At 71.8% G+C, this 25803-nt stretch carries 25 protein-coding genes; 10 read left to right on the top strand and 15 right to left on the bottom strand.

What is annotated here, in order from left to right:
• Window positions 1–3: 3 nt before the first annotated feature.
• Window positions 4–324, bottom strand: coding sequence for a ferredoxin (fdxA, locus tag ACWEEU_RS28320; RefSeq protein WP_018544323.1), 321 nt, complete (start codon window positions 322–324; stop codon window positions 4–6).
• 140 nt (window positions 325–464) lie between these two features.
• Here fdxA and ACWEEU_RS28315 point away from each other — a divergent pair, with 140 nt between their 5' ends.
• Window positions 465–1481, top strand: coding sequence for a GNAT family N-acetyltransferase (locus ACWEEU_RS28315; protein WP_451736085.1), 1017 nt, complete (start codon window positions 465–467; stop codon window positions 1479–1481).
• 8 nt (window positions 1482–1489) lie between these two features.
• The gene (locus ACWEEU_RS28310) at window positions 1490–2380 is read left to right on the top strand and encodes a transglutaminase-like domain-containing protein (RefSeq protein WP_451736063.1); all 891 of its coding nucleotides are present in this window, start codon (window positions 1490–1492) and stop codon (window positions 2378–2380) included.
• 163 nt (window positions 2381–2543) lie between these two features.
• Here ACWEEU_RS28310 and ACWEEU_RS28305 read toward each other — a convergent pair whose 3' ends face one another.
• From ACWEEU_RS28305 to ACWEEU_RS28270, 8 genes are all read right to left on the bottom strand, one after another.
• Window positions 2544–3158, bottom strand: a complete 615-nt coding sequence (locus tag ACWEEU_RS28305) for a response regulator (protein ID WP_451736060.1) — start codon at window positions 3156–3158, stop codon at window positions 2544–2546.
• Window positions 3155–4348 (bottom strand): sensor histidine kinase, encoded by a 1194-nt coding sequence (locus tag ACWEEU_RS28300; protein WP_385748069.1) that lies wholly within the window; start codon window positions 4346–4348, stop codon window positions 3155–3157. The genes ACWEEU_RS28305 and ACWEEU_RS28300 overlap by 4 nt, the downstream gene beginning before the upstream one ends.
• Window positions 4345–5088, bottom strand: a complete 744-nt coding sequence (locus ACWEEU_RS28295; RefSeq protein ID WP_385748071.1) for an ABC transporter permease — start codon at window positions 5086–5088, stop codon at window positions 4345–4347. The genes ACWEEU_RS28300 and ACWEEU_RS28295 overlap by 4 nt, the downstream gene beginning before the upstream one ends.
• Complete coding sequence (locus tag ACWEEU_RS28290; protein WP_385748073.1) at window positions 5085–6017, bottom strand: ABC transporter ATP-binding protein; 933 nt, start codon at window positions 6015–6017, stop codon at window positions 5085–5087. The genes ACWEEU_RS28295 and ACWEEU_RS28290 overlap by 4 nt, the downstream gene beginning before the upstream one ends.
• A gap of 171 nt (window positions 6018–6188) precedes the next feature.
• Window positions 6189–8501, bottom strand: coding sequence for a hypothetical protein (locus ACWEEU_RS28285; RefSeq protein WP_451736056.1), 2313 nt, complete (start codon window positions 8499–8501; stop codon window positions 6189–6191).
• 152 nt (window positions 8502–8653) lie between these two features.
• Window positions 8654–9046: a DUF6113 family protein gene (locus ACWEEU_RS28280; protein WP_385742226.1), complete on the bottom strand. Its 393-nt coding sequence runs from the start codon at window positions 9044–9046 to the stop codon at window positions 8654–8656.
• Window positions 9047–9066: 20 nt separating this feature from the next.
• On the bottom strand, window positions 9067–9909 hold the full coding sequence (mshB, locus tag ACWEEU_RS28275; RefSeq protein WP_385742124.1) for an N-acetyl-1-D-myo-inositol-2-amino-2-deoxy-alpha-D-glucopyranoside deacetylase: 843 nt from the start codon (window positions 9907–9909) through the stop codon (window positions 9067–9069).
• Window positions 9910–9959: 50 nt separating this feature from the next.
• Window positions 9960–10430, bottom strand: a complete 471-nt coding sequence (locus ACWEEU_RS28270; protein ID WP_385742126.1) for an ATP-binding protein — start codon at window positions 10428–10430, stop codon at window positions 9960–9962.
• Window positions 10431–10588: 158 nt separating this feature from the next.
• Between ACWEEU_RS28270 and ACWEEU_RS28265 the strand changes: the two genes are divergently transcribed.
• Genes ACWEEU_RS28265 through ACWEEU_RS28255 form a run of 3 tightly spaced genes read left to right on the top strand, consistent with a single transcriptional unit; the run spans window position 10589 to window position 12250 of the window.
• Window positions 10589–11464, top strand: a complete 876-nt coding sequence (locus ACWEEU_RS28265; protein ID WP_451736052.1) for a helix-turn-helix domain-containing protein — start codon at window positions 10589–10591, stop codon at window positions 11462–11464.
• Window positions 11461–11691: a DUF397 domain-containing protein gene (locus tag ACWEEU_RS28260; RefSeq protein ID WP_451736049.1), complete on the top strand. Its 231-nt coding sequence runs from the start codon at window positions 11461–11463 to the stop codon at window positions 11689–11691. The genes ACWEEU_RS28265 and ACWEEU_RS28260 overlap by 4 nt, the downstream gene beginning before the upstream one ends.
• A 16-nt stretch (window positions 11692–11707) precedes the next feature.
• The gene (locus ACWEEU_RS28255) at window positions 11708–12250 is read left to right on the top strand and encodes a hypothetical protein (protein ID WP_451736047.1); all 543 of its coding nucleotides are present in this window, start codon (window positions 11708–11710) and stop codon (window positions 12248–12250) included.
• A 46-nt stretch (window positions 12251–12296) separates the two neighbouring features.
• Here the strand turns inward: ACWEEU_RS28255 and ACWEEU_RS28250 are convergent, their stop codons facing one another.
• Window positions 12297–12491: a hypothetical protein gene (locus tag ACWEEU_RS28250; protein WP_018544306.1), complete on the bottom strand. Its 195-nt coding sequence runs from the start codon at window positions 12489–12491 to the stop codon at window positions 12297–12299.
• Window positions 12492–12693: 202 nt separating this feature from the next.
• Between ACWEEU_RS28250 and ACWEEU_RS28245 the strand changes: the two genes are divergently transcribed.
• Window positions 12694–14814, top strand: a complete 2121-nt coding sequence (locus ACWEEU_RS28245) for an alpha/beta fold hydrolase (RefSeq protein ID WP_451736043.1) — start codon at window positions 12694–12696, stop codon at window positions 14812–14814.
• A gap of 117 nt (window positions 14815–14931) precedes the next feature.
• On the opposite strand, the gene ACWEEU_RS28240 is transcribed toward ACWEEU_RS28245, so the two are convergent.
• The 5 genes from ACWEEU_RS28240 to ACWEEU_RS28220 are packed head-to-tail and all read right to left on the bottom strand — an operon-like array spanning window position 14932 to window position 20481.
• Window positions 14932–15978 (bottom strand): ABC transporter ATP-binding protein, encoded by a 1047-nt coding sequence (locus tag ACWEEU_RS28240; protein WP_451736040.1) that lies wholly within the window; start codon window positions 15976–15978, stop codon window positions 14932–14934.
• A complete protein-coding gene (locus tag ACWEEU_RS28235; RefSeq protein ID WP_451736037.1) occupies window positions 15971–16945 on the bottom strand; it encodes an ABC transporter ATP-binding protein in 975 nt (324 codons plus the stop codon). Before ACWEEU_RS28235 ends, ACWEEU_RS28240 begins: the two co-directional genes overlap by 8 nt.
• A gap of 7 nt (window positions 16946–16952) precedes the next feature.
• A complete protein-coding gene (locus tag ACWEEU_RS28230) occupies window positions 16953–17936 on the bottom strand; it encodes an ABC transporter permease (RefSeq protein WP_385742138.1) in 984 nt (327 codons plus the stop codon).
• Window positions 17929–18852, bottom strand: a complete 924-nt coding sequence (locus tag ACWEEU_RS28225) for an ABC transporter permease (protein WP_385742139.1) — start codon at window positions 18850–18852, stop codon at window positions 17929–17931. The genes ACWEEU_RS28230 and ACWEEU_RS28225 overlap by 8 nt, the downstream gene beginning before the upstream one ends.
• 6 nt (window positions 18853–18858) lie before the next feature.
• Window positions 18859–20481, bottom strand: a complete 1623-nt coding sequence (locus tag ACWEEU_RS28220) for a peptide ABC transporter substrate-binding protein (protein WP_451736033.1) — start codon at window positions 20479–20481, stop codon at window positions 18859–18861.
• A 405-nt stretch (window positions 20482–20886) separates the two neighbouring features.
• Here ACWEEU_RS28220 and ACWEEU_RS28215 point away from each other — a divergent pair, with 405 nt between their 5' ends.
• The 4 genes from ACWEEU_RS28215 to ACWEEU_RS28200 are packed head-to-tail and all read left to right on the top strand — an operon-like array spanning window position 20887 to window position 25799.
• On the top strand, window positions 20887–22755 hold the full coding sequence (locus ACWEEU_RS28215; RefSeq protein WP_451736030.1) for an ABC transporter substrate-binding protein: 1869 nt from the start codon (window positions 20887–20889) through the stop codon (window positions 22753–22755).
• Between the two features lie 46 nt (window positions 22756–22801).
• Entirely contained in the window at window positions 22802–23866 is a 1065-nt protein-coding gene (locus ACWEEU_RS28210; protein WP_385742142.1) for an ABC transporter permease, read from the top strand.
• Complete coding sequence (locus tag ACWEEU_RS28205) at window positions 23863–24786, top strand: ABC transporter permease (RefSeq protein WP_385742144.1); 924 nt, start codon at window positions 23863–23865, stop codon at window positions 24784–24786. Before ACWEEU_RS28210 ends, ACWEEU_RS28205 begins: the two co-directional genes overlap by 4 nt.
• Window positions 24783–25799 (top strand): ABC transporter ATP-binding protein, encoded by a 1017-nt coding sequence (locus ACWEEU_RS28200; RefSeq protein ID WP_451736026.1) that lies wholly within the window; start codon window positions 24783–24785, stop codon window positions 25797–25799. The genes ACWEEU_RS28205 and ACWEEU_RS28200 overlap by 4 nt, the downstream gene beginning before the upstream one ends.
• The last annotated feature ends 4 nt before the right edge of the window (window positions 25800–25803 follow it).

The following is a 25803-nucleotide window of genomic DNA, read 5'->3' as shown; positions in this document are numbered from 1 at the left end:
GCGTCACTCGCCCTGCGGCGGCAGCGCGGCGACGAAGGGGTGGTCGCGTTCGATCAGGCCCAGCTTGCTGGCACCGCCGGGCGAGCCGAGCTCGTCGAAGAACTCGACGTTCGCCTTGTAGTAGTCCTTCCACTCGTCCGGGACGTCGTCCTCGTAGAAGATCGCCTCGACCGGGCAGACCGGCTCACAGGCACCACAGTCGACGCATTCGTCCGGGTGGATGTACAAGGACCGCTGGCCCTCGTAGATGCAGTCGACCGGGCACTCCTCGATGCACGCCTTGTCCTTGACGTCTACACAAGGCTGCGCGATGACGTAGGTCACGCTGTCGTTCCTCCTCGATAGGGCGCTGGCGGGCCTCCTCAGGCTCCGCCGCCTGGCGCGCGGGAGCGCGGCGTCGTCGATGCCCGCCCCTAGTATCTCCGTTTCGGGACGTGATCCGAACAGGAGGGGTGGACCGACCAGTGGAAATATCGGCGCCAGGACGCTTCGAGGTCCGAATTGCCCCTGCTGACGTGGGCAAACGGGTCTCGGTGCGACGGTTGACGCAGACCGGGAGGCCGGGTGAGAAGTTCACCGACACGGTAGGTGTTCTCGCATCATGGGACAACGGCGTGCTCATGATCACACAACGGGACGGCCGAACGGTACGGATCGAGGAAACCGGGCTCGTCGCGGGCAAGGTCGTTCCGGCCGTTCCGGCACGTCGGCGCGGTCCGGCGGCCGGGTACGCGGAGCTGACCCAGGTCGCCGCGCGGGCGTGGCGGCCGGTGGAGAGCGAGTGGCTCGGGCGGTGGGAGCTGAGGGCCGCCGGGGGATACACCCGGCGGGCGAACAGTGTGCTCCCGCTGGGCGATCCGGGCCTTCCGCTCGACGCGGCCCTGCTCGCCGTACGACGCTGGTACGACGAGCGCGGCCTGCCCGCCTACGTCCAGACCGCGAGCGGCCCCGACGGCGTGCCGGAGCCGCTGTGCGCGGAGCTGGAGCGGCGCGGCTGGACCCGGGAGGTCACGGCGGAGCTGTGGACCGGGGGTCTGGCGCCGGTCGCGGACCGGGCGGAGGGCGCCGGTGTGGTCCTCTCCCGCGAGGCGGACGAGGCGTGGCTCGCGCGGTACCAGCGCAAGGGAGTGAGCGACGTGGCCCTGCGGGTGCTCGGCCAAGGAGCCTCGGTGTGGTTCGCGACGGTGCCCGGCGCGGCGGGCGAGGCACCCGCCGCCATCGGGCGGTGCGTCGTGGACGGACGGTGGGCCGGTTTCGCGGCCGTCGAGGTCGATCCCGCCCGGCGGCGGCAGGGGCAGGCGACCGAGGTGATGGCCGCGCTGGCCCGGCGCGCTCTCGACGAGGGCGCCTCGGCGGCGTGGCTCCAGGTGGAGGAGTCCAACACGGGCGCGCGGACGCTGTACGACCGCCTGGGCTTCGCCCCGCACCACGCCTACCACCACTACCGGGCACCGGACGGCTCCGGCGCCGGGCGGCCGTAGGAGGCGCCGTGGACGGCCAGGAACCGGCGAAGCGCCCGCCCCACCTCCCGCCTCCGTACCCGCCGCCCGCCGAGCGGTCGGCGGAGCTGCGGCGCAGGTTCGCGGAGGAGGCCCGCTCGTCCCGGCCGGACCTCTCCGCGCTGTGCCTGCTGATCGGCGCGGAGGCGGACGGCTCGCTGGACGAGGCCGGGCTGGACGCGGCACAACTGGCGCTGGACGAGCTGGCCGGGCGGGTGCCGTACCGTCCCGGCGGCCCTCGTGCCTGGGCGGAGGCGCTGGCCCGGCTGCTCGGCGAGGAGTGCGGGTTCCGGGGCACGGCCGGGGACTACGAGCGGCTGGAGTCCTCGCTGCTGCACGAGGTGCTGCGGCGGCGGCGCGGGCTGCCGATCCTGCTGTCGGTGGTGTGGCTGGAGGTGGCCCGGCGGGCGGGCGCGCCGGTGTACGGCGTGTCGCTGCCGGGGCACTTCGTGGTGGGCTTCGGGCCCTCGGGCGAGGAGATGGTCCTGGCGGACCCGTTCGACGGGGGCCGGCTGCTGACCCGGGCGGACGCCGACCTGCTGGTGGTGGGGGCGACGGGGGCGCCGCTGGACCCGGCGATGCTGGTGCCCGCGACGCCCGTCGAGGTGGTCCAGCGAATCCTGAACAACGTGCGGGCGTGGGCCGCCGCCCGGCCCGAGCGCTCGGACATCGCCCTGCTGGCCGTGGAGTTGGGGCTGCTGCTGCCCGCGCATCCGGCGCGGCTGCGCTACGACCGGGCGCGGCTGCTCGTCCAGCGGGGCGCGTTCACGGAGGGCGCGGCGGAGCTGGAGGCGTACGCGGAGCTGGTCGCGGTGGTCGATCCGGTGGCGGAGGAACGGGCGCGGACCCAGGCGCGGGCGGCGCGGGCGCTGCTCAACTGACGGCGGGAGCGGAGCTGGGCGCGGGCTTCACAGCCGAGAACACTGAAAGCGCGGTTCACAGACGGAAGGGCCGTTACTACCGACGCGGCAGCCGCTCACCGCCGGGAGCACCGCCACGACCGACGCGGCAGCTGCTCACAGCCGAAAGCGCTGAAAGCGCCGTTCACAGCCACCCCTTCTCCCGCGCGATCCGCACCGCCTCCGCCCTGTTCCGCACCGCCAGCTTCTGGATCGCGGTGGACAGGTAGTTGCGCACGGTCCCCTGGGACAGGTGCAGGGCCTTGGCCAGCTCGGCGTTGGTGGAGCCGTCGGCGGCGGCGCGCAGCACCTCGCGCTCGCGGTCGGTGAGCGGGTTGGCGCCCTCGGCCAGCGCGGCGGCGGCGAGCGTGGGGTCGATGACCCGCTCCCCGTCGAGCACGCGCCGTACGGCGGCGGCGAGTTGGGCGGCGGGGGCGTCCTTGACGAGGAACGCGTCGGCGCCCGCCTCCATGGCGCTGCGCAGATAGCCGGGCCGCCCGAAGGTGGTGAGCACGACGAGCTTCACACCGGGGTGCGCGCGGTGCACCTGGGCGGCCGCCTCGATGCCGGTGCAGCCGGGCATCTCGATGTCGAGCAGGGCCACGTCCACGCCGTGCTCGGCGACGGCGGGCAGGACCGCGTCGCCGCGTGCCACCTGGGCCACGACCTCGATGTCGTCCTCCAGGCCGAGCAGGGCGGCGAGCGCCTCGCGGACCATCGACTGGTCCTCGGCGAGGAGGACCTTGATCGTGCGCGTCATGCCCCGGATCCTATGTCCGCCGCGGCGGACACGGGGACGCGGGCGACCAGCCGGAAGCCGCGACCGGCCCGGCCCGCCTCCAGACTCCCGCCGGCCTTCTCCAGCCGCTCGGCGAGCCCCGTGAGCCCGTTGCCCGGCACGGTGGCGGGGCCGCCCGAGCCGTTGTCCTGGACGGTGAGTTCGAGGACCGGGCCGTCCAGGGTCTGGCGGCGCAGCAGCTCGACGGCGCAGCGGTCGGAGCCGCTGTGCCGGACCACGTTGGTGACCGCCTCGCGCAGGGTCCAGGCGAGCGCGGCCTCGGCTTCCTCGGGGACGCCGGTGAGGTCGGGTTCGGCGGGCACGTCGCAGACCACTCCGGCGGCGGTCAGGGCGACCTGGGTGCCCGCGAGTTCGGCGGCGAGCCGGGGGCGCCGGTAGCCGGTGACCGCCTCGCGCACGTCCACCAGCGCCTGGCGGCTGACCCGCTCGATGTCGGCGACCTGCTGCGCGGCCTTCTCCGGCTGTCCGGGCAGCATCCGCCCGGCCAGCTCGCTCTTCAGCGTGATCAGCGAGAGGGAGTGGCCGAGCAGGTCGTGCAGGTCGCGGGCGAGGCGCAGGCGCTCCTCGTTGGCGGCGAGCTGGGCGACGGTGGCCCGTGCCTTGCGCAGCTCGACGGTGGTGCGGATCAGTTGTCCGACGCCGACCATCGCGAACCCGATGAGCACCACCAGGAGCAGCAGATCGCGGGCCTCGGCCTCGCCGGTGTGCAGCCCGACCAGGTACATCAGGGCCGCCGACGCCGGGATCGCCCAGTAGGTGGCCCGGGGCGGCAGGGTCGCCCCGCAGGCCACGGACAGGTAGACGAACAGCCCGAGCCAGGCGCCGCCGAGGGAGTAGGCGAGGAGCGGGGCGAGGACGCCGAGGACCAGGAGCAGCACGATCACGACGCGCCCGGAGTACGGCCGGCCCATGTTGCGGAAGACGAGGCTCAGATAGACGCCGACGAACGCGGTCAGGCCGAGTGCTCCGCCCCAGGTGGCTCCCGTGCCGTGGTGGCCGTCGACCAGGTCCTGGACCGGCGAGCTGAGGAAGACCAGCCAGACGCCGATCCACAGCAGCTTCACCCACAGCTCGCGCCGGGTGCGCGGCGGACGGCCCATGGGGGTGTCCATCGCGGACCCGGCGCTCCGGTCTTCCGTCGTCACGCTCACGCCTTCAGCGTGTCCTTCCGGTACAGCCAGGCCGCCCCGCCCGCGAAGAGGACGAAGTAGACGGCGAGGACGGCGACGTCCCGCGCGTGCGGGGCCTGGCTCTGTTCGATCGCGCGTCCCAGGGCAGCGTACGCGTGTGTGGGAAGCCAGTCGGCGATGTTCTGCAGAAGCTTCGGGAACCCGGTGGAGGGCATCCACAGACCGCCGAGCAGCGACAGCGCGAAGTACACGATCATCGTGATGGGGCGCACCGCGTCCCCGGAGGCGAGGTAGCCGATGGCGACGCCGAGCGCGGCGAAGACCAGGCTGCCGGCCCAGATGACGCCGGTGAGGGCGAGCCACTGCCAGGCGTCGAGGCGTACGTCCTTCACGACGGCGGCGACCACGAAGACCATGACGATGGAGGGCAGGCTCACCACGGCCGCGCCGGCGGTCTTGGCGAGGACGTAGCCGTGGCCGGGCAGCGAGGTGAGCCGGAGCTGCCGTACCCAGCCGCTCTCGCGCTCCTTGGCGATGCGCTCGCTGTTGCCCATGAGGACGGCGGTCAGGGCGCCGAAGGAGGCCATGGAGACCATCAGATAGGTGGCCACGGTCAGGCCGCCGCTGCCGTCGACCTTGGCGTTCGGGCCCCCGCTGCTGGAGAAGATCAGGAAGATGACCGAGGGGTAGAGCACCGAGAAGAACAGGAACTTGCGGTTGCGCAGGGCGCGGGTGAGTTCGAGCTTGATCAGCGGGGTCATGCCTGCTTGGCCTCCTCGGCCGCGGTGAGGGCGACGAACGCCTGCTCCAGGCCGAGTCCGGCCACTTCGAGATTGCGGGGGTAGAAGCCGAGGCCGTACAGGGCGTGCACGGTGGCGTCGGCGTCGGTGGACTGCAGGCGCACGGTCTGCCCGGAGACGTCGAACGAGGTGAGGAACGGCAGTCCGGCGAGCGCGGTCTCGTCGATCTCGCCCTCCAGGTCGAAGGCGATGCGGCGGGCGCCCGCGCGGGCCTTGATCTCGGCGGCGGTGCCGTCGGCCAGCAGGCGGCCGCGGTGCAGCACGAGCACACGGTCCGCGATGGCGTCTGCCTCTTCGAGGTAGTGGGTGGCGAAGAGGACGGTACGGCCCTGGTCGGCCTGCTCGCGCATGGTGGCCCAGAATGCCTGGCGGGCGGAGACGTCCATGCCGGTGGTGGGCTCGTCCAGGACGATCAGGTCGCTGTCCCCGGCGGTGGCGAGGGCGAAGCGGACGCGCTGGACCTGGCCGCCGGAGAGCTTGTTGACCTTGCGGTCCGCGATCTGGGTGATGCCCGCGCGGGCGAGCACGTCGGCGGGCTTGTGCGGCTTGGGGTGCAGCGCGCAGGCCAGGCGGACCAGTTCCGCGACCGTCACGTCCTCCATGAGCCCGCCGCTCTGCAGCATGGCGCCGACCCGCCCGGCGGTGATCGCCTCGCGCGGGGTGGTGCCGAACAGGCGGACCGTGCCGCTGTCGGGGTGCTTGAGTCCGAGGAGCAGGTCGAGGGTGGTGGACTTGCCCGCGCCGTTGGGGCCGAGCAGGGCGACGGTCTCGCCGGGGTGCAGCGTGAGCGAGAGGCCGTCGACCGCCCGGACGCTGCCGTAGGTCTTGGTCACCTGGTCAAACCCGGCCACCGCTGCGGTGGTGGCCGGGGGTGCCGCTGTCGTCGTCATGCCGACCATGGTGGCGGGAGGGGGCGGGGGCTAGGCAGTGTCGGGGGTCCACGGTGCGGGATGACATCTGTCATGCGGATGCGGTGACAGCCCTGGTGGGAGCGGCGGGCGGGGTACGGCGAAGGGGCCGCCCGGCGCTGTGCCGGGCGGCCCCTCGTCGACTGCGGGCCGCTAGTTCGGGTTGGTGTCGATGACCGCGGTCCGGTTGGAGGTGCTCAGCAGGGCCTGGCGCAGGGCGCCGTAGACGTCCTGGACCGTGACGGGCGTCTTCTGCCCGGTGGCCCGGGTGATGAGGACGTTGTCGAAGGTCTTGCCGTACAGCGCCTTCAGCGCGGCCTGGTCGGGGGCGTCGACCAGCTTGCCCCCGGAGACCGCCTTGACCCGGAGGAACTTCCACAGGGAGTTCTGCGGGCTGAAGACGACCTGGTGGGCGGCGTCGGTGCGGACGGTCACCAGGCCCGACATCGCGGGCTTGGCGAACTCCTTCATCTCCCGGTCGACCTCGGCCTTGGAGACCGTCGGCTGCTTCTCGGTGGTCGGCACGGTCACCGGGATCGCGTCGCCGGTCTCGACGAGCGTGCGGTACGCCTGCCGGACGGCGTCGGTGGAGCGGGCCGCGTCGATGGCCCGGCCCGCCTTGCCGTACACCGGCACGGCCTTGCCCGCCTCGAACTTGATGCCGCCCTCGACGACCGAGCCGGAGCCGCCGCCGGTGTTCTCCAGCGCGGCCTGGAGCTTCTCCTCGTCCACCGGCATGACCGGATCGACGACGCGCTTCTGGCCGAAGAGCGAGCCGATCACGGAGACCGGGTTGTAGTCGCTCTTGGCGGCGTTGCTCACGGTCGCCTGGTAGTCGAACTGGAGCCCGGCCTTGTCGGGGGTGAGCGAGACGGTCTTGCCGCCCACCTCCAGGCGCAGCGGCTTGACGACGCTCCTGCCGAACGCGTCGTCCAGCTTCTTGACGGCGTCGTCGCGGGTGCCGCCGCCGATGTCGACGCCGAGCACGGTGGTGCCGCTGGGCACGTCGCTGCGGTTCATCAGCAGACCGGCGCCGTAGGCACCGCCCGCGACGACGACCACGGCGGCGACGAGCAGGACCAGCTTGCTGCGGCCCTTCTTCTTCGGCTTGCCCTTGCCCTTGGCCTGCTGGGCGGGGGCGGCGGGCGTGGGCGCGGCCGGGCCGTCGGGACGGGCACCGGGCGCGAAGGGGGTGCCCACGGTGGCCGGGGCGCCGCTGCTGACGGTGGGTCCGGAGACGCCGGGCGGCCGGTGGCCGAGGGCCGCCTGCGGCTGCGGGGTCAGGACCGCGGTGTCCTCGCCGAGGGCACCCGCGGGCGCGAACGGGGCGCCGCCGGAGGCGCCGGGGGCGCGGAAGGCGGGCGGTCCGTCGAAGGGCTCGCCGGGCTCCAGACCACGGGTACCGGGGGCGCCGGGACGGCCGCCGAGGGGGGCGTCGCCGGTGACCGGGCCACCGGTCGGGCCCGCGGGACCCTTGGGACCGGGCGCGCCGGGGCCGCCGGGGCCGTTGAAGCCGCCGGTGCCGCCGGGACCGCGCCCGCTCGCCCCGCCGGTGGCGCCGCCGCGGGCGGGGCCGTCGGAGAAGTACGGGAGGTCGTCACGGGTGGGCTCGCCGCCGGAGGCGCCGGAGGCAGCCGGACCGGCCGGGGCGCCGGGACCGCCGGAGGAGGCGTCGGGAGCACCCGGGCCGCCGGGGCGCGAGCCGCCGCCGAGCGGACCGGAGGACAGCGCCTCGGTCACGTCGAAGGAACCGGTGCCGCCGCCGTGCCCGGGGGCGACCGGACCGCCGGTGGCACCGGGCAGCCCGGCACCGTTCGTACCGCCGGGACGACCGGCACCGGCACCGGCACCGGCACCGGCACCCGGACGGGTCGGCAGCGGAGGCGTGGCGCCGCCCTGACGGGTCGGCAGCGGGGGCGTGCCGGAGGCACCGCCGGCCGGACGGGTCGGCAGGGCGCCCTGGCCGCCGGCCGGGAGCGCGGGCGCGGAACCGGTGGCACCGGTGGCGCCGGCCGCCGCTGCACCGGGCAGCCCGGCACCGTTGGTACCGCCCGCGGCCGGACCAGCGCCCTTGGGGCCGGACTTGCGGGGCGCGAACCAGTCGCTGGTCTTCTCCCCGGCCTGCGGGGCGGCAGGGTCGGGAGCGGCTTCGGGGGTGGCCGTATCCGGCGCGGCGGCGGCCTCGGGCCGTGCCTCGGCTGCCGGTTCGTCCCCGGCGCCCTCGCCGTCCCCGACGGTCTTGCGCACGACCACCGGCGGGATGGGCCGCGATCCGGGGATGTTGATCCGGATGCGGGTGGTCAGCGTGGTCTCCGTCTTGCGCTCCTCGGACCGCGCGCCCGAACGGCCCGCGTCCGTACCGCCGTCGGCGGCGGTGGGGGTTCCGTACGGCGGCGTCCCGGAGGGATATGCGGCTCCGCCGCGCCCGTTGCTCCCGGAGGACGGAGTGTCAGTTTCACGACTCAAGGCAGGTTCTCCCGGTTGGCTCCGCCGCCCGTCACGACCTCAGCGGGCTTCTCGGCGGCGCGCACCACCATACTGGCCACTTCTGGCGCGTATCCCACGACCGTCGGGGAAATGCGCACCGGACCCGCACGGTTGTCGCACGAAGTGGTACGTCAGTTGCCAAGTCGACCGGAGCGCGCGGGGGGTTGCCGCCCCGGGGCGAGGGTGGCGCAGATCACAGCGATGGCCATGCCGCCGAGCAGGAAGAAGTAGGAGCCGCCGCCCGCGCCGAAGAGGAAGTCGCCCTCGGGGCGGCTGGCGGTGAGCAGGACGACGGCGACGACCCAGCCGATGACCGGCGCGACGGCACCGGAGCGGGCGCCGATGGCGTACGCCCCGCCGAGGAACGCCCCGGCCGCGCCCGCGAGGGCGAGCAGCAGCCCGCCCGGGAACCAGGCGTCCTGGATCAGCGACCCGGCCAGACCGACGACCGCGCCGAGCACGAACAGCCCGAACAGCGCGAAGGCCCGTCCCGCCGACGGCGGACGCAGCGGCTGCGCGAGCATCGACCCGCGTCCGTCCCCGCTCACGACGCCACCTCGATCCCCGCGAACAGGTCGCTCTCCCCGGCCTCGCCCGTGCCGCGTGCCAACTCGTAGTACTCGGTGGTGAACAGCGGCTGGGCCAGGTCGTTGGAGAGCGCGAAGTACGGTCCGCTCACGGTGATCTGGGTGGCGTGGGCGCGCATGGCGGCGGCCTTGGCGGCGGCGTGCGCGGTGCCGTCGACGGCGGTCGTGATCCGCGCGTCCGCCACGACACCGGGCAGGTCCCCGATGGCGGCGCTCTTGGGGAAGGGCAGGTCCGGCAGCTCCTCGGCGAGCCGGGCGAAGCCCTCCTCGGCGACCGAGCGCGGGATGCGGTTCCAGTACACCTTGGCGACCTCGTACCCCCGCCCGGCGGCCAGCTCGACGGCGCGCATGGCGACGCGGTGGGCCTGGATGTGGTCGGGGTGTCCGTAGCCGCCGTTGTCGTCGTAGGTGACGACGACCTGCGGGCGCACTTCGAGGATGACGTCCGCCAGGGCGCCGGCCGCCTCCTCGACATCGGCCTGCCAGAAGACCCCCGGCTCGTCGTTGTCGGGCAGCCCCATCATCCCGGAGTCGCCGTACCCGAGCAGCCGTACGTCGGTGACTCCCAGCTCGCGCATGGCGGCCGCCAGCTCACCGCGCCGGTACTCCCCCAGCGCCGCCCCGCTCAGATGCGCCAGCTCCGGCGGGATGACCTCCCCCCGCTCCCCGAGGGTGCAGGTGACCAGCGTCACGGCCGCACCCTCGGCCGCGTACTTCGCCATGGTCGCGCCATTGTTGATCGACTCGTCGTCCGGGTGCGCGTGCACCAGGAGCAGCCGCCGGGCGGGGAGATCCGTCATGGGACCAGCGTACGAGCCCGGGCGGCCGGGTCCCGGGACGAGGGGTGCCTTCACCGGTGCCGCGCGTCTGGCCGCCCGCTCCCGTCACCGGCATCCGAGTGGCCTGCCTCCGGTCCTCCCAGATCCAGCTCGGCCCACACGATCTTGCGCGGGAAGCTGTCCTCGGCCACACCCCAGCGGTCGGCCAGGGCAGCCACGAGGAGCAGGCCGCGCCCCGACTCGGCACAGGGGTCCGGCTCGCGGCACTCCGGGAGACGGTCACCGCGCGTATCGGTCACCTCGATACGGAGCGTGCCGCCGGAGAGGGCGAGCGTCATCCGGAAGCTGCGGCCGGGGAGCCGGCCGTGGGTGGCGGCGTTGACCGCCAGCTCCGCCACGATCTGGCTCGCCTCCCCACCCGGCAGCCCCCAGCTCTGGAGCTGATCGGCGGCGAGAAGCCGGGCGAGCCGGGCGCCTCGCGGCGTGGACGAGAACAGCAGGCTGAAGTCACCCGCAAGGTGGGCGGGTTGGGCCGTGGCCACGGTGTTTTCCTCATTCACATCACCCAGGGTTGCCGCATCGCCCTACCGTGAAGAGTGAACGCACCGTCGCGTACGGTCACTGTCGGCATCTGGTCCGGTGGTGTCCATCCTGTCGGCAGCCGGTGCGGGGGCGGTACGACGCACCGGAGGAGTTGCGCATGTCGGTGGACGGCGAGACGGTACGGACCGCGGCGGAGCCGGACGAGTCCGGCTGGGAGGTCGAGCCCGACGACGAGTGGGGTGCGGCCGTCATCGCCATGGTGGGAAGGCAGTTGAAGCTGCGCCGCGAGGCGGCGGGCCTGCGGGCGGCCGAGTTCGGGGCGGCGATCGGCTACGGCGAGGACCTGGTCTACAAGATCGAGGGCGGCAAGCGGATTCCCCGCCGGGAGTATCTGGACAGGGCGGACGAACTCCTGAAGGCGGACGGGCTCGTCTCGGCGGCCTGGGAGGACGTGAAGAAGGTCCGGTATCCCAGGAAGGTCCGGGAGCTGGGGAAGCTGGAGTCGCAGGCGGTCGAGATCGGGGTGTACGAGTGCAACATCGTCGCGGGGCTGCTGCAGACGCCGGAACACGCACGCGCCTTGTTCGAGGCGGCGCAGCCTCCGTACTCACGGGATGACGTGGAACGCATGGTGGCCGCACGCATGGCGCGCCAGTCGGTCTTCGACCGCGACCCGGCGCCGCCCATCCACTTCGTCCTGGAAGAGGCACCGCTGCGCCGCCAGGTTGGAGGCACAATGGCCTGGCGGCAGCAGCTCGAACATCTGCTGGAGGTGGCAAGTTTGCACAATGTCACGCTTCAGGTCATGCGGACGAACACCGAAGCGCATCCGGGACTGGACGGCAGGATCGAGCTTTTGAAGTTCGAGGACGGCAGCGCGATGGGCCGCTCCGACGGCGCCTTCAATGGCCGGCCGACCTTGGACCCCAAACAGTTGCGCATCCTTGAGCTGCGGTATGGCACGATCCGGGCTCAGGCGCTCTCGCCAAGGGAGTCGCTGGCCTTCATCGAACAACTGCTGGGAGAGAAATGATCCGCGACACCACCGCCGGGAACACCTCCGAGCTGGCGTGGTTCAAGAGCAGCTACAGCGGCGGCACGGACGGCAACTCCTGCGTGGAGGTCGCCGTCACCCCCGGCACGATCCACGTCCGCGACTCCAAGCAGAAGACCGGCCCCCAGCTCGCCCTCACCCAGGCGACATGGACGGCGTTCGTCACCGGCGTGCGCCCTGGGCGGTGTTCAATGTCCTTCCGGTGACCGGGAGGGGCTCTGGGTGGCTGTGTCCGAAGAGGCGACGCACAATGCGAAGTGGGCGTTCGCCGGAGCCGTGGCGGCGGCGATCGCCGCCGCCCTCATCGCACTCGTCCCGACGTACTTTCCCGGCGACGACAAGGCGGCCGAGGCCAAGGGCGCGAACGGGTCCGCGGGAACACCAGAGGGTGCGGTCCAGCCGACAGGGCCGGGACAAGTCGTTTACAAGGTCCTGTACTTGAACGACGGTGACGTCCAGCAGGACAACGTCGTCGTGCGGATGAAGCTCCCAGCGGGAGCCGTGTACATGCGCGGCACGACGCAGTTCTCGGCGAGCTCTACAGACAACAAGTGGAAGTCCCTCACCACGGACACCATCGCGGACGTGGGGATCAACATCGGCTCGTACGCCCCGGGCGGAGGCGGTTTCCTGAGGTTCGTCGCCCACGTGGACCAGAAGACCGCCGGACTCTGTTCCTCGTCGGGCCTCATGGCCACCGTGAAGGCATCGGCACAGGACGGAAAGTCCAGCGGCTCCTCGCTGTCCGTAGAGGTGACCTGCTAGCGGAGGCCGGGACGCCGCCGGACGGCTCGGCGCCCCGCACGGCCCGTCAGAACTTGATGCTCCCGATCATGCTCGCCACGTTCGTCGTCAGCTCGCTGATCGTCGGGGCGATCGTCGAGGAGGCGAGGTAGAAGCCGAGGAGCATACAGATCGCCGCGTGGCCACCCTTCAGTCCTGACTTTTTGATCAGGAGGAAGACGATGATCGCCAGCAGCACCACCGCCGAAATCGAGAGTGCCACGGCGGCTCACCTCCAAAGAATCCCGGGGACGCGGGGGGTTCGGACTATGGGGGTTGTCGTTCGGTTCTGCACCGGTGGAGCAAGTCCACGCGGACGCCGCCTGGTTCATACCCACGCTGCGACAGTGATCATAACTATCCGTGCTCGCGCATCGCTCGGCGCACGGCCGCACAAGGGGGCGCATGGCCAATATGGTCGAGGTATGACAACCGAGGCTGAGTCCTTCCCCCGACGGCACGCCCGTACCCAGCGGTTCACGCTCGGCGCGCCGCGCGCGTTCACCGTGGCACCGGACGGTTCGCGTGTCGTCTTCCTCCGGTCGGAGTCCGGCACCGACCGGACCAACTCCCTCTGGGTCAGGGACACTTCTGACGGCACGGAGCGCCCCGCCGCCGACCCGCGCGCCCTGCTCGCGGGCGGCGACGAGGAGTTGTCGCTTGAGGAGCGTGCCCGGCGCGAGCGCAGCCGTGAGGGCGGCGCGGGCATCGTCGGCTACGCCACCGACACGGCCGTGGAGTTGGCGTCTTTCGCCTTGTCGGGGCGGCTTTTCGCGTCCGAGCTGCACGCGGGCACGGCACGTGAACTCCCCGTCCCCGGACCCGTGATCGACCCCCGCCCCTCCCCCGACGGCCGGCACATCGCGTACGTCGCGGACGGCCACTTGCGCGTGGTCGGGGCGGAGGGCGCGGACGACCGGGCCCTCGCCACCCCCGAGTCCGACCATGTCACCTACGGGCTGGCGGAGTTCATCGCGGCCGAGGAGATGGACCGTTCGCGCGGCTTCTGGTGGTCCCCGGAGTCCGACCGGCTGCTGGTCGCGCGCGTGGACGACACGCCGGTGCGGCGCTGGTGGATCGCGGACCCCGCCCACCCGGAGCGTGAGCCACACCACGTCGGCTACCCGGCGGCGGGCACGGCGAACGCGGACGTACGGCTCTTCGTCATCGGGCTCGGCGGCGAGCGCACCGAGGTCGCCTGGGACCGCGAGCGGTACCCCTATCTTGCGCGAGTGCACTGGTCAGCGGCGGGTGCGCCACTCCTCCTGGTGCAGTCCCGCGACCAGCGCGGCCAGCTCGTCCTGGCGGTCGACCCGGACACCGGGACCACTCGCACGGTGCACGCCGACGATGATCCAACATGGCTTGATCTTTTCCCTTCCGTGCCGTGCTGGACCCCCTCGGGACAGCTCGTCCGGATCGCGGACGAGGGCGGGGCACGGGTCCTCGTCGTGGGCGAACGTCCCCTGACCGGACCGCAGTTGCACATCCGTTCGGTGCTCGATGTGGCGGACGGCGAGGTGCTCGTCTCGGCCTCCGCGGGCGAGGCCGCCGAAGACCCGGAAATCGGCGAGATCCATGTGTACCGGGTGAACGAACTCGGCGTGGAGCGGGTGTCCCAGGTGCCCGGCGTGCACACGGCGGTCCGGGGCGGCGACACGACCGTGCTGATCTCCGCGACGCTCGACAGCCCGGGCGCCCGTGTCCAGGTGCTCCGTGACGGAAAAGCGGCGACCGCTGTCCCGTCGTACGCCGAAGATCCCGGTATGTCCCCCCGCGTGACACTCACCGAGGGGGGCGCACAGCGAATTCCGTGCGCCGTGCTTATGCCTACGGACTACCCCGGTGACGCACTCCTCCCCGTGCTCCTCGACCCCTACGGCGGCCCGCACGGCCAGCGGGTGGTGGCCGCCCACAACGCCCATCTGACCTCGCAGTGGTTCGCCGACCAGGGTTTCGCGGTGATCGTCGCGGACGGCCGGGGCACCCCGGGCCGCTCCCCCGCGTGGGAGAAGGCGATCCACCACGACTTCACGCTTACCCTCGACGACCAGATCGAGGCCCTGCACGACCTCGCCAAGCGCTATCCGCTGGACCTCGACCGGGTCGCCATCCGGGGCTGGTCGTACGGCGGTTACCTCTCCGCGCTCGCCGTGCTGCGCCGCCCGGACGTGTTCCACGCGGGTATCGCGGGCGCCCCCGTCACCGACTGGCGGCTGTACGACACCCACTACACCGAGCGGTATCTCGGCGACCCCGCCCAGGACCCGGGGGTCTACGCCCGCAGTTCCCTCGTCACCGACGACGGCCTGTCCGACCCCGCCGAGCCGCACCGCCCGCTGATGATCATCCATGGTCTGGCCGACGACAATGTGGTGGCCGCACACACCCTGCGCCTGTCCTCGGCCCTGCTGGCCGCGGGCCGGCCGCACGAGGTGCTGCCCCTGTCCGGCGTCACCCACATGACCCCGCAGGAACAGGTCGCGGAGAACCTGCTGCTGCTCCAGGTCGACTTCCTCAAGCGGTCCCTGACGCCCGTTCAGTGACGGTGAACGGGGTTTAACACTCCAGCAACTCCACTGAAGTGGCACCGATATACGAACGCGCCAGACTGAAGAACGTACGGCCGTGCGGGTGCCGTGTACGGGCCGGGGTGCACCATGTCACCCCGGCCCGTTGCCGTTCTTCTCCAGGGTGACCGGCAGCGGGGCCGCGAACAGGCACGCCGAGTCGTGGGCCACGGGTCCGGCGGTGGAGCGGAACTCCTCGGGCACGGCCAGCGCCGGGACCTCCGTGGCGCAGCGCGCCTGAGCCTTCCAGCAGCGGGTGCGGAAGCGGCAGCCGGAGGGGATGTCGGTCGGCGAGGGGACGTCCCCGGTCAGGATGATCCGGCCGCGGTGTTCGCGCGCCTCCGGGTCGGGCACCGGTACCGCCGACAGCAGCGCCTGTGTGTAGGGGTGCGTGGCGTGCTCGTAGATCTCCTCGTCCGTGCCGGTCTCCACGATCCGGCCGAGGTACATGACCGCCACCCGGTCCGAGATGTGCCGGACGATCGACAGATCGTGCGCGATGAAGACGTAGGAGAGGTCGAACTCCGCCTGGAGCCGGTCGAGCAGGTTGATCACCTGGGCCTGGACCGAGACGTCCAGCGCCGAGACCGGTTCGTCGGCGACGATGATCTCGGGACGCAGCGCCAGCCCCCGTGCGATGCCGATGCGCTGGCGCTGGCCGCCGGAGAACTGGTGGGGGTAGCGGTTGATGTACTCCGGGTCGAGGCCGACCACGTCCAGCAGTTCCCGGACCCTGCGGCGCCGGTCGCCCTTCGGGGCTGCCTCGGGGTGGATGTCGTACGGCTCCCCGATGATGTCGCCGACGGTCATGCGGGGGTTGAGCGAGGTGTACGGGTCCTGGAAGACCATCTGGATGTCGCGTCGTACGGCCTTCAGGGCGCGGCCCGAGAGCCGGGTGATGTCCTCGCCCTTGAACCTGATGGTGCCGGCCGTCGGCCGTTCCAGGTTGCACAGCAGCTTCGCCACCGTGGACTTGCCGCATCCCGACTCGCCGACGATGCCGAGCGTCTCGCCCTTGGCGAGGGTGAAGTCGACGCCGTCGACCGCCTTGACCGCGCCGATCCGCTTCCTGAACAGGATGCCCCGGGTGAGCGGGTAGTGCTTGACGAGGCCGCTGACCTCCAGGATCGGCTCAGCCATTCAAACACTCCCTCCAGAAGTGGCAGGCGCTGCGCCGGGTTTCGGAGACCCGGTACAGCGGGGGCACGTCCGTGCGGCAGACGTCGCGGGCGATCGGGCAGCGCGGGTGGAAGGCGCAGCCGGGCGGAACGTGGGCGAGGTTCGGCGGCAGGCCCTTGATGGCGTACAGCTCACGGCCCTTGTGGTCCAGGCGCGGGATGGAGTCCAGCAGACCCCGGGTGTAGGGGTGGGCGGGTGCCTTGTAGAGGTCGTGGACGGGGGCGGACTCCACGATCCGGCCCGCGTACATCACCGCGATCCGGTCCGCCACGTCCGCGACGACGCCGAGGTCGTGGGTGATGAGCACGAGCCCCATGCGGTACTCGCGCTGCAACTCCGCGAGGAGGTCCATGACCTGAGCCTGCACGGTGACGTCGAGGGCGGTGGTGGGCTCGTCCGCGATGACGAGGGCGGGCTCCAGCGCGATCGCCATCGCGATCATGATGCGCTGGCGCATCCCGCCGGAGAACTGGTGCGGATAGTCGCGCACCCGCTGGGCCGCGCCCGGGATGCGCACCTGGTCCATCAGCTCGACCGCCCGGGCGCGCGCGTCCCGCTTCGACATGCCCCGGTGCACGACGAACATCTCCCCGAGCTGGTCGCCCACGCTGAGCACGGGGTTGAGGGCGGACAGCGCGTCCTGGAAGATCATCGCCATCCGGGCGCCCCTGATCCGGCGCCGCTCGTCCTCCTTGAGGGTGAGCAGATCCCGGCCCTGGAAGAGGATCTGTCCGCCGGTGATCCGCGCGGGCGGGGTGTCGAGGATGCCCATCACGGCCTGCGCGGTCACCGACTTGCCGGAGCCCGACTCCCCGAGCACCGCCAGGGTCTCCCCCGCGTCCACGGTGTACGACACCCCGTCCACCGCACGGGCCACCCCCTCCCGCGTGCGGAACTCCACGTGCAGATCCCGGACTTCGAGCAGCATCGCGCCGTCACCTCAGCTTCGGGTCGAGGGCGTCGCGCACCGCGTCGCCGAGCATGATGAAGGCCAGCACGGTGATGGCGAGCGCCCCGGAGGGCCACAGCAGGGCGTGCGGGGCGTTGCGGATGTACGGCGAGGCGGCGGAGATGTCGATGCCCCAGGAGACGCTGGGCGGCTTCAGCCCGACGCCGAGGTAGGACAGCGTGGCCTCCAGGGAGATGTAGGTGCCGAGCGCGATGGTGGCGACGACGATCACGGGTGCGACGGCGTTGGGCGCGATGTGCCGCAGCAGGATGCGGGTGTCGGAGGCGCCGAGAGCGCGGGCGGCCTGCACGTAGTCGTGCTGTCGGGCGGTGATGACCGAGCCGCGCGCGATGCGGGAGATCTGCGGCCAGCCCAGCAGCACCATGAACCCGACGACGGGCCAGACCGAGTTGCTGGTGACCACCGAGAGCAGCACGAGCCCGCCGAGCACGACCGGGATCGCGAAGAAGATGTCGGTGATCCGGGACAGCACCGCGTCCCCCGCCCCGCCGAAGTACCCGGCGAGCCCGCCGAGCACCGACCCGAGCAGGGCGACGCCGAGCGTGGCGCAGACGCCGACCGTGACGGACGTACGGGCGCCGTACACGGTCCGTGTGTACACGTCGCAGCCCTGGCCGTCGAAGCCGAAGGGATGGCCGGGCGCGGAGCCCCGCTGGGCGTCGGCGAGGTCGCAGTCGAGCGGGTTGCCCGACGCGATGGCCGAGGGCCAGACGGAGATGAACACCAGGAAGAGGATGACGAGCGCGGAGGCGACGAACACCGGGTTGCGCCGCAGGTCGCGCCAGGCGTCGGACCACAGGGAGCGTGGCCGGCCGCGCGGTCCGGTGCCACCGGGTCCGCCGCCCGGGGCACGCTCCAGCGCGCTCGCCTCGCCGGTCGCGAGGTCCATCGCGCCGCCCATGCCGGTCGAGGCGATGGCGCCGCCGTTGTCGTACCCCTGCTCAGGCATAGCGGATCCTCGGGTCGAGTACGGCGTAGAGCAGGTCGACCAGCAGGTTCGCGGCGAGGAACACCAGCACGAGCACGGTGACGAAGCCGACGACCGTCTGGGTGTTCTGGCGCAGGATGCCCTGGTAGAGCTGGAAGCCGACGCCGTGGATGTTGAAGATCCGCTCGGTGACGATGGCGCCGCCCATGAGCGCGCCGATGTCGGTGCCGATGAAGGTGATCACCGGGATCAGCGAGGTGCGCAGCAGGTGCCGGACGACGATCCGGCGCCGGGGCAGCCCCTTGGCGACGGCCGTGCGGATGTAGTCGGAGCGGCGGTTCTCGGCGAGTGAGGTGCGGGTGAGCCGGGTGACGTAGGCGAGCGAGACGGAGGCGAGGACCAGACCCGGCACGATGAGCTGGTCGAAGGGCGCCTCGGGGGCGACGGAGGGTCTGATCCAGCCCCATTCGACGCCGAGGAGCAGTTGGAGCACCAGGCCGGTGACGAAGGTCGGCACCGAGATGACGACCAGGGTGAGCAGCAGCACGGCGGTGTCCACCGGCCGTCCGCGCCGCATCCCGGTCAGCACGCCGAGGGTGACGCCGACGACGATCTCGAAGACGATCGCGACGATGGTGAGCCGGATGGTCACCGGGAACGCGGCCGCCATCAGTTCGGTGACGGGCTGGCCGTTGAAGGCGGTGCCGAAGTCGCCGGTGAAGACGTTTCCCATGTAGGTCGCGTACTGCTGCCACAGCGGCCGGTCGAGGCCGAACTCCGCCTTGAGCTGGGCGGCGGTGGCCGGGTCGCAGGCCCGCTCCCCGCACAGTCCGGCGACGGGATCGCCCATCACGTTGACCATGAGGAAGATCAGCAGGGTGGCCCCGAAGAACACCGGGATCATCTGGAGCAGTCGGCGGACGACGTAGCGCCCCATGGCGGCTCAGCCGACCTTGATCTCGTTGTAGACGGGGACGCTGAACGGGTTGAGTTCCACACCCGAGAGCCGCTCGGAGTAGCCCGCGCTGCCGTTCTGGTACCAGAGCGGGATCGCGGCCATGTGGTCCCGCACCACCTCCTCCGCCTGCTGGAACGTGGCGACCGACTTGGCGGTGTCCGTCTCGGCGTTGGCCCGGTCCACGAGCTGGTCGAACTGGGCGTTGTCCCACTTGCCGTCGTTGGAGGAGGCGTCGGTGTAGTAGAGCGGCTGGAGGAAGTTCTGGATGAGCGGGTAGTCCATCTGCCAGCCCGCGCGGAAGGGACCGGTCATCCTGTGCTGCCCGAGCTGGTTGCGGAAGTCGGCGAAGGTGCCGACCGGGTTGCCGACGCAGGCGTCGTCCTTGCCGAGCGCCCTGTTGACGGAGTTGCAGACGGCGTCGATCCACTCCTTGTGGGAGCCGGTGTCGGCGTTGTACGTGATCTTCACCTGACCGCCGGGGAGACCGCCGCCCTCCTTGACCAGCCGCTTCGCCTCGGCGGGATCGTACTCGCAGGCGTGCCCGCACAGCCCCGCCTTGAAGCCGCCCTCCTTGCCGAGCACTGGTGAGGTCCAGTCGGTGGCGGGGGTGCGGGTCTGCCGGAAGATCGTGTCGGTGATCTGCTTCCGGTTGATCGCCATGGAGAGCCCGGTGCGCACCTTCTCGGCGCCAGGCGTGTTCCAGCGGGCGTCGTAGAACGGGAAGGCGAGCGTCTGGATGATCCCGGCGGGGGTGTTGATGTACCGGTCCCCGAGGTCGGTCTTCACGTTCCTGAGCTGGGCGGCGGGGATGTCGTCGACCAGGTCGAGGTTGCCGGCCATCAGGTCGGTGTAGGCGGTGTTGTTGTCGGTGTAGACCTTGAGGTCCACGCCGTCGTTCCGCGCCTTGTCCGGCCCGGGATAGGCGTCCCACTTCTTCAGGTTCATCTGGGAGCCCTTGGTGTACGCCTCGATCGTGTACGGGCCGTTGCCCACCGGTCTCTTCACCCAGGCGGCGTGGTCGGTGAAGAAGGCGCGGGGCAGCGGCGCGAAGGCGGCGTAGCCGAGGGTGTCGGGGAAGCCGGAGAACTTCTGGCCGAGGGTGACGGTGAAGGTGTGGTCGTCCACCACCTTCAGCCCGGAAAGGGTGTCGGCGCTCTGCTTTCCGCTGTCGGGATGGACCTTGTCGTAGCCCTCGATGTAGCCGAAGAAGTACGCGTTCTTCTGGTTGTTCTTCAGGCTCGCGCCGTAGTTCCAGGCGTCCACGAAGGAGCGGGCGGTCACCTTCTCACCGTTGGAGAAGGTCCAGCCGTCCCTGACCTTGACGGTGAAGTGCCGGGAGTCGCTGGTGTCGATGCTCCGCGCGAGCATGTCGGTGGCGGCGCCGGTCCTCGGGTCGTACTTCTTCAGCCCCCGGAAGACCATGTCGAGCACCTTGCCGCCCTGCACCTCGTTGGTGTTGGCGGGCTCCAGGGGGTTCTGCGGGTCCCCCCAGGACGAACTGAGCACCCCGCCGCCGCCCGCCCCGCTCCCTCCGCCCGCGCAGCCCGTGGCGAGGAACGCCAGCGCGAGAACACCGGCGGCCAGCCGGGGGCGCGCGGATGGGCCCATGGGTGCCTCCTCGTGAGGGGTGCCGTCTCGGTCGTCCCGGTTCCGAATATCGGCGGGCGCCGCTTCCCTCGCATGCGCAGGCGGCCGTCTGCGGGTGCCGCTTAGCTCGTTCGGGTTGCGTGATTGCTCCGAGCTGTGGCGCAGCGGCTCCGACCGGGCGCGCGGTGTCGTACGCATGTGCCGTCAGCCCCTCACCAGCAGGTCTTCACCGGACTGGACCAATGTCCGCGACACCCCCGCTCACCTGGGCTTTTCCGCAGGCCACAGGGGGTCTCGGGACCGTTGACGCGTGCAGATCACCCTGATAGACAAGCTCATCACTTTCGGCCGACGGCATACCGCCGGCCGTGACCGGGCAGTCCAACAAGCGGTTTCCGTGCGAGCGATGACGTGAGGTCACGACCTATGAGCACACACGGCCAGTACGGAGGACGAGAGTTGACGCCAAGACGCCCGTGGTCCCCGGTGCGCCGCCTGACCGCCGCCGCGGCGGCCGCCCTGACGGTCACGGCGGGACTCGTCACGCCGCTCGCTCCGGCGCCCCAGCGTGCCGAGGCGGCGCCCGAGGGCAAGACGCTCACCGTGGCCGTCGCGCAGAGCGTCGACTCGCTCAGCCCCTTCCTGGCGGTGCGCCTGCTCAGCACGAGCGTCCTGCGGCTGACGTACGAGTACCTGACCGACTACGACCCGGGCGACGGCCACCCGATCCCCGGTCTCGCCACCAAGTGGACCCCGTCGGCCGACAAGCTCACCTGGACCTACACGATCCGCTCCGACGCCAAGTGGACGGACGGGCAGAAGGTGACCGCCCAGGACGCCGCCTGGACCTTCAACAAGATGATGACCGACGAGGCGGCCGCGACGGCCAACGGCGGGTTCGTCACGAACTTCCGCAAGGTGTCGGCGCCCAGCCCCGACAAGCTGGTCGTCGAGCTGAAGAAGCCGCAGGCCACGATGACGGCCCTGGATGTTCCGATCGTGCCCGAGCACGTCTGGAAGAACGTCGGCGACATCGCCAAGTTCACCAACGACAAGAAGTTCCCCCTCGTCGGGGACGGCCCCTTCACCGTCACCGCCTACAAGCCCGACAGCTACGTCCGGCTGAAGGCCAACAAGAGCTTCTGGCGCGGGGCCCCCAAGTTCGACAACCTGGTCTTCAAGTACTACAAGGACCAGGACGCCGCCGTCGCCGCCCTCCGCAAGGGCGAGGTCTCCTTCGTCGCCGGGTCGCCCTCCCTGACCCCCGCGCAGGCCGCCTCCCTCAAGGGCCAGCCGGACATTCACCTGAACGAGGCCCCAGGGCGCCGCTTCTACGCCCTCGCCGTCAACCCCGGCGCCCGCGCCAGGAACGGCGAGAAGTTCGGCGACGGCGACCCCTCGCTGCTCGACCCCCGGGTGCGGCAGGCCCTCTTCATGGCGGTCGACCGCAAGACCCTCATCGACAAGGTGTTCCAGGGCCACGCCGTCCAGGGCCAGGGCTACATCCCGCCCCGCTTCTCCTCGTACTTCTGGAAGCCCTCGGCCGACCAGGAGCGGGGCTACGACCCCGCCGAGGCGGGCAGGCTGCTCGACAAGGCCGGGTACAAGAAGAACGCCGACGGCAAGCGCACCGGCAAGAACGGCAAGCCGCTGAACTACCGCGTGCTGTGCCACGCCACCGACCCGAACGACAAGGCGGTCGGGCAGTACCTCAAGGAGTGGTGGGGCAAGCTCGGCGTCGGCATGTCGCTCGACTGCCTCGACAACGTCACCGACCCCTGGCTCGCCGGCAAGTACGACCTCGCCTTCGACGGCTGGTCCGTCAACCCCGACCCGGACTACGTCCTGTCCATCCACACCTGCGCGGCCCTGCCCGCCACCCCGAAGGACACCGGGCTCACCGACAACTTCATCTGCGACAAGAAGTTCGACGAGCTGTACGCGAAGCAGTTGGCCGAGTACGACTCCGCCAAGCGGGCTGAACTCGTCAAGCAGGCCGAGTCGCGGCTGTACGACACGGGGTACATGAACGTCATGGCGTACCCGAACGCGGTGGAGGCCTACCGCACCGACCAGATCAAGTCGATCGAGACGATGCCCAAGTCGGCGGGCAACATCTACGGCCAGGACGGCTACTGGAGCTGGTGGTCGGCGGTCCCGGCCGCCTCCCAGAAGTCGGAGGACTCCGGCTCGACCGGTGTCGTGGTCGGGGTCGTCGTCGGCGTGGTGGTCCTCGCCGGTGCCGCGTTCCTGTTCACCCGGCGGCGCCGCGCCTCCGCCGACGACCGCGAGTAGCCCATGGAACCGATGATCCACCCGGCCCGGCGGCGGGCGGTGCCCGATGGCCGCTGAACTCACCCCCGCCGAGGCCGGCGTCCCGGGCCCGGCCGCCGTCACGCCCGACATCGGCGGCCCCCGGGCACGCACCTGGCCCGGGTACGCCCGCTACGTCGCGGGCAAGCTCGGCGGCGCCGTCGTCTCGCTGTTCGCCGTCCTCGTCACCGGCTTCTTCCTGTTCCGGCTCATCCCCGGCGACCCGGTCAAGGCCATGACCGGCGGCCGCCGGGTCTCGACGGAACAGCTCGCCGCCTACCGGCGCGAGTTCGGCCTCGACCTGCCGATGTGGCAGCAGTTCACCCAGTACTGCGGCAAGGCGCTCACCGGCGACCTGGGCACGTCGTACCAGTTCCACACCCCGGTCAGCGACAAGATCGGTGAGGCGCTGCCCAACACCCTGCTGCTCACCGGCACGGCGTTCGTGCTCTACACCGCGCTCGGCATGTACCTGGGCACCCGCTCCGCCTGGCGGCACGGCGGCCTCGGCGACCGGCTCAACACCGGACTCGCGCTGACCCTCTACTCGCTGCCGTCCTTCTGGCTGGGCCTGCTGCTGATCATCGTCTTCTCGGTGGGCATGGGCCCGATCCCGGGACTCCTCCCGACGGGCGGCATGGAGTCGGGCGACACGAGCGGCTTCGCGTACGTCCTCGACGTCGCCCACCACATGGTCCTGCCGGTGATCACCCTGGTTGCCGTCGAGTACGGCCAGACGCTGCTGGTCACCCGTTCGGCGCTGCTGGACGAGATGGGCAGCGACTACCTGACGACGGCCCGCGCCAAGGGCCTGCGGGACGATCTGGTGCGCCGTCGGCACGCGGTGCCCAACGCCCTGCTGCCCACCGTCACCCTGGTCTTCGTCAACCTCGGCCGGACCGTCGCGGGCGTGATCCTGGTCGAGACCGTCTTCTCCTGGCCGGGTCTCGGCGGACTCTTCTACCAGGCCCTGAGCGTGCCCGATCTGCCCCTGGTGCAGGGGCTGTTCCTCCTCTTCGCCTCGGCGGTGATCGTCATGAACACCCTGGCCGATCTGGTCTACCCGCTGTTCGACCCCCGGGTGGGCCGATGACCACCACCGTCGCCGAGCCCGGGTCAGGACCCGGACCCCGGACGCTCGCCTGGCAGCGCCGCCGCCGCTCGGCACTGCGGTTCTGGCGGCAGTACCGCACCCACCGCGCCGGAGTGGCGGGGCTCGCCGCCCTCGTGCTGTTCGCGCTGATCGCCCTCACCGCGCCGCTGACCGTCGGCTCCGACGTGGCCCGGGTGACCGACGCGCCGGGCAACCCCCTTGAGGCGCCGAGCGGCCACTTCCCGCTCGGCACCGACCGGTTCGGGCGGAACCTGCTGGGCCTGGTGATCTGGGGCGCCCGGGTCTCCCTCCTGGTCGGGCTGCTCGCGGCCGTGCTGTCGGTGGCGATCGGCGCGGTCGTCGGGATCGTCGCCGGGCACTTCCGGGGGGCGTGGGCGACCGTGCTGATGCGGATCACCGACTGGTTCCTGGTGATGCCCACGCTGGTGCTCGCCATCGCGCTGGCCACCGTGATGTCCCGCTCGCTCGGCACGGTGATCCTCGCCATCGGCGTCACGACCTGGCCGACGACCGCCCGCCTCGTACGGGCGCAGACGCTGGCCGTGGAGTCCCGCCCGTACATCGAACGGGCCCGCGCGCTCGGCGGCGGCCACTGGCACGTCATGACCCGGCACGTGCTGCCCAACGTCATGCCGCTCGTGCTCGCGCAGACCACGCTGATGGTGTCCTCCTCCATCCTCGCCGAGGCGACCCTCGCCTTCCTCGGGCTCGGCGATCCGTCCGTCGTCTCCTGGGGCGGACTGCTCCAGGACGCGCGCGAGGCGGGCGCGGTGAGCGCGGGCGACTGGTGGTATCTCGTGCCGCCCGGCATCGCGATCGCCCTGGTCGCGCTGGCGTTCACGCTGTGCGGGCGCGCCGTGGAGTCCGTTCTCAATCCCCGTCTGGGGGTGGCCCGTTGAGCCTGCTCGAACTGCGGAACCTGACCGTGACGTACCCGGGCGGCGCCGCCGCCGTCCGGGGGGTGGACCTGTCGGTGGCGGCGGGCGAGAAGCTCGGCATCGCCGGGGAGTCCGGCTGCGGCAAGTCCACGCTGGCGCTCGCCGCGCTGCGGCTGCTGCCCGCCGGCACCGAGGTGGGCGGGCAGATCCTGCTGGACGGCGAGGACATCCTGACGATGCGCTGGGGCCGGGTGCGCGCGGTGCGCTGGGCGGGCGCCTCCATCGTCTTCCAGGGCGCCATGCACTCCCTCAACCCCGTGCACCGGGTGGGCGAGCAGATCGCGGAGCCGATCCTGCTGCACGGCCGGGCGACGGCGGCGGCCGCGAAGAAGCGGACCGGCGAGTTGCTGGAGCAGGTCGGTCTGCCCGCCGCACGCGCGACGGCGTACCCGCACGAACTCTCCGGCGGCCAGCGCCAGCGCGTCATGATCGCCATGGCGCTCGCCTGCGACCCCCACCTGGTCGTCGCGGACGAGCCGACCACCGCGCTCGACGTGATGATCCAGGCGCAGATCCTCCGGCTGATCGAGCGGCTCGTCAGCGAGCAGGACGTGGCCCTGGTCATGATCAGCCACGATCTCGCGGTCCTCGCGGACACCTGCGACCGGCTCGCGGTGATGTACGCGGGCCGGGTCGTGGAGGAGGGCCCCGCCCGCGCCGTCCACGAGAACGCCCGGCACCCCTACGCCCAGGCGCTGTCGGGGGCGTTCCCGCGCATCGGGGACCCGGCCTCCCGGTTCGCCCCGCGCGGGCTGCCCGGCGACCCGCCCGACCCGTTCGCGCTCCCCGCCGGGTGCGCCTTCCATCCGCGCTGCCCGGTGTCGCTGCCCGAGTGCGCCACGGAGGACCAGCCGCTGCGCGAGGCGGGAGCCGGGCGGCTGGCGGCGTGCGTCCACGTGGGGGCGCCGAGCGGACCCGCGGGAACGGCACGAGACGACGCGACGGAACCGGAGAACACCGGGAGCACCCCATGACGAC

The sequence above is a fragment of the Streptomyces sp. NPDC005004 genome (assembly GCF_053600675.1).
The sequence above is the reverse complement of the archived record's forward strand: the minus strand, read 5'-3'. Positions and strand labels throughout refer to the sequence as shown.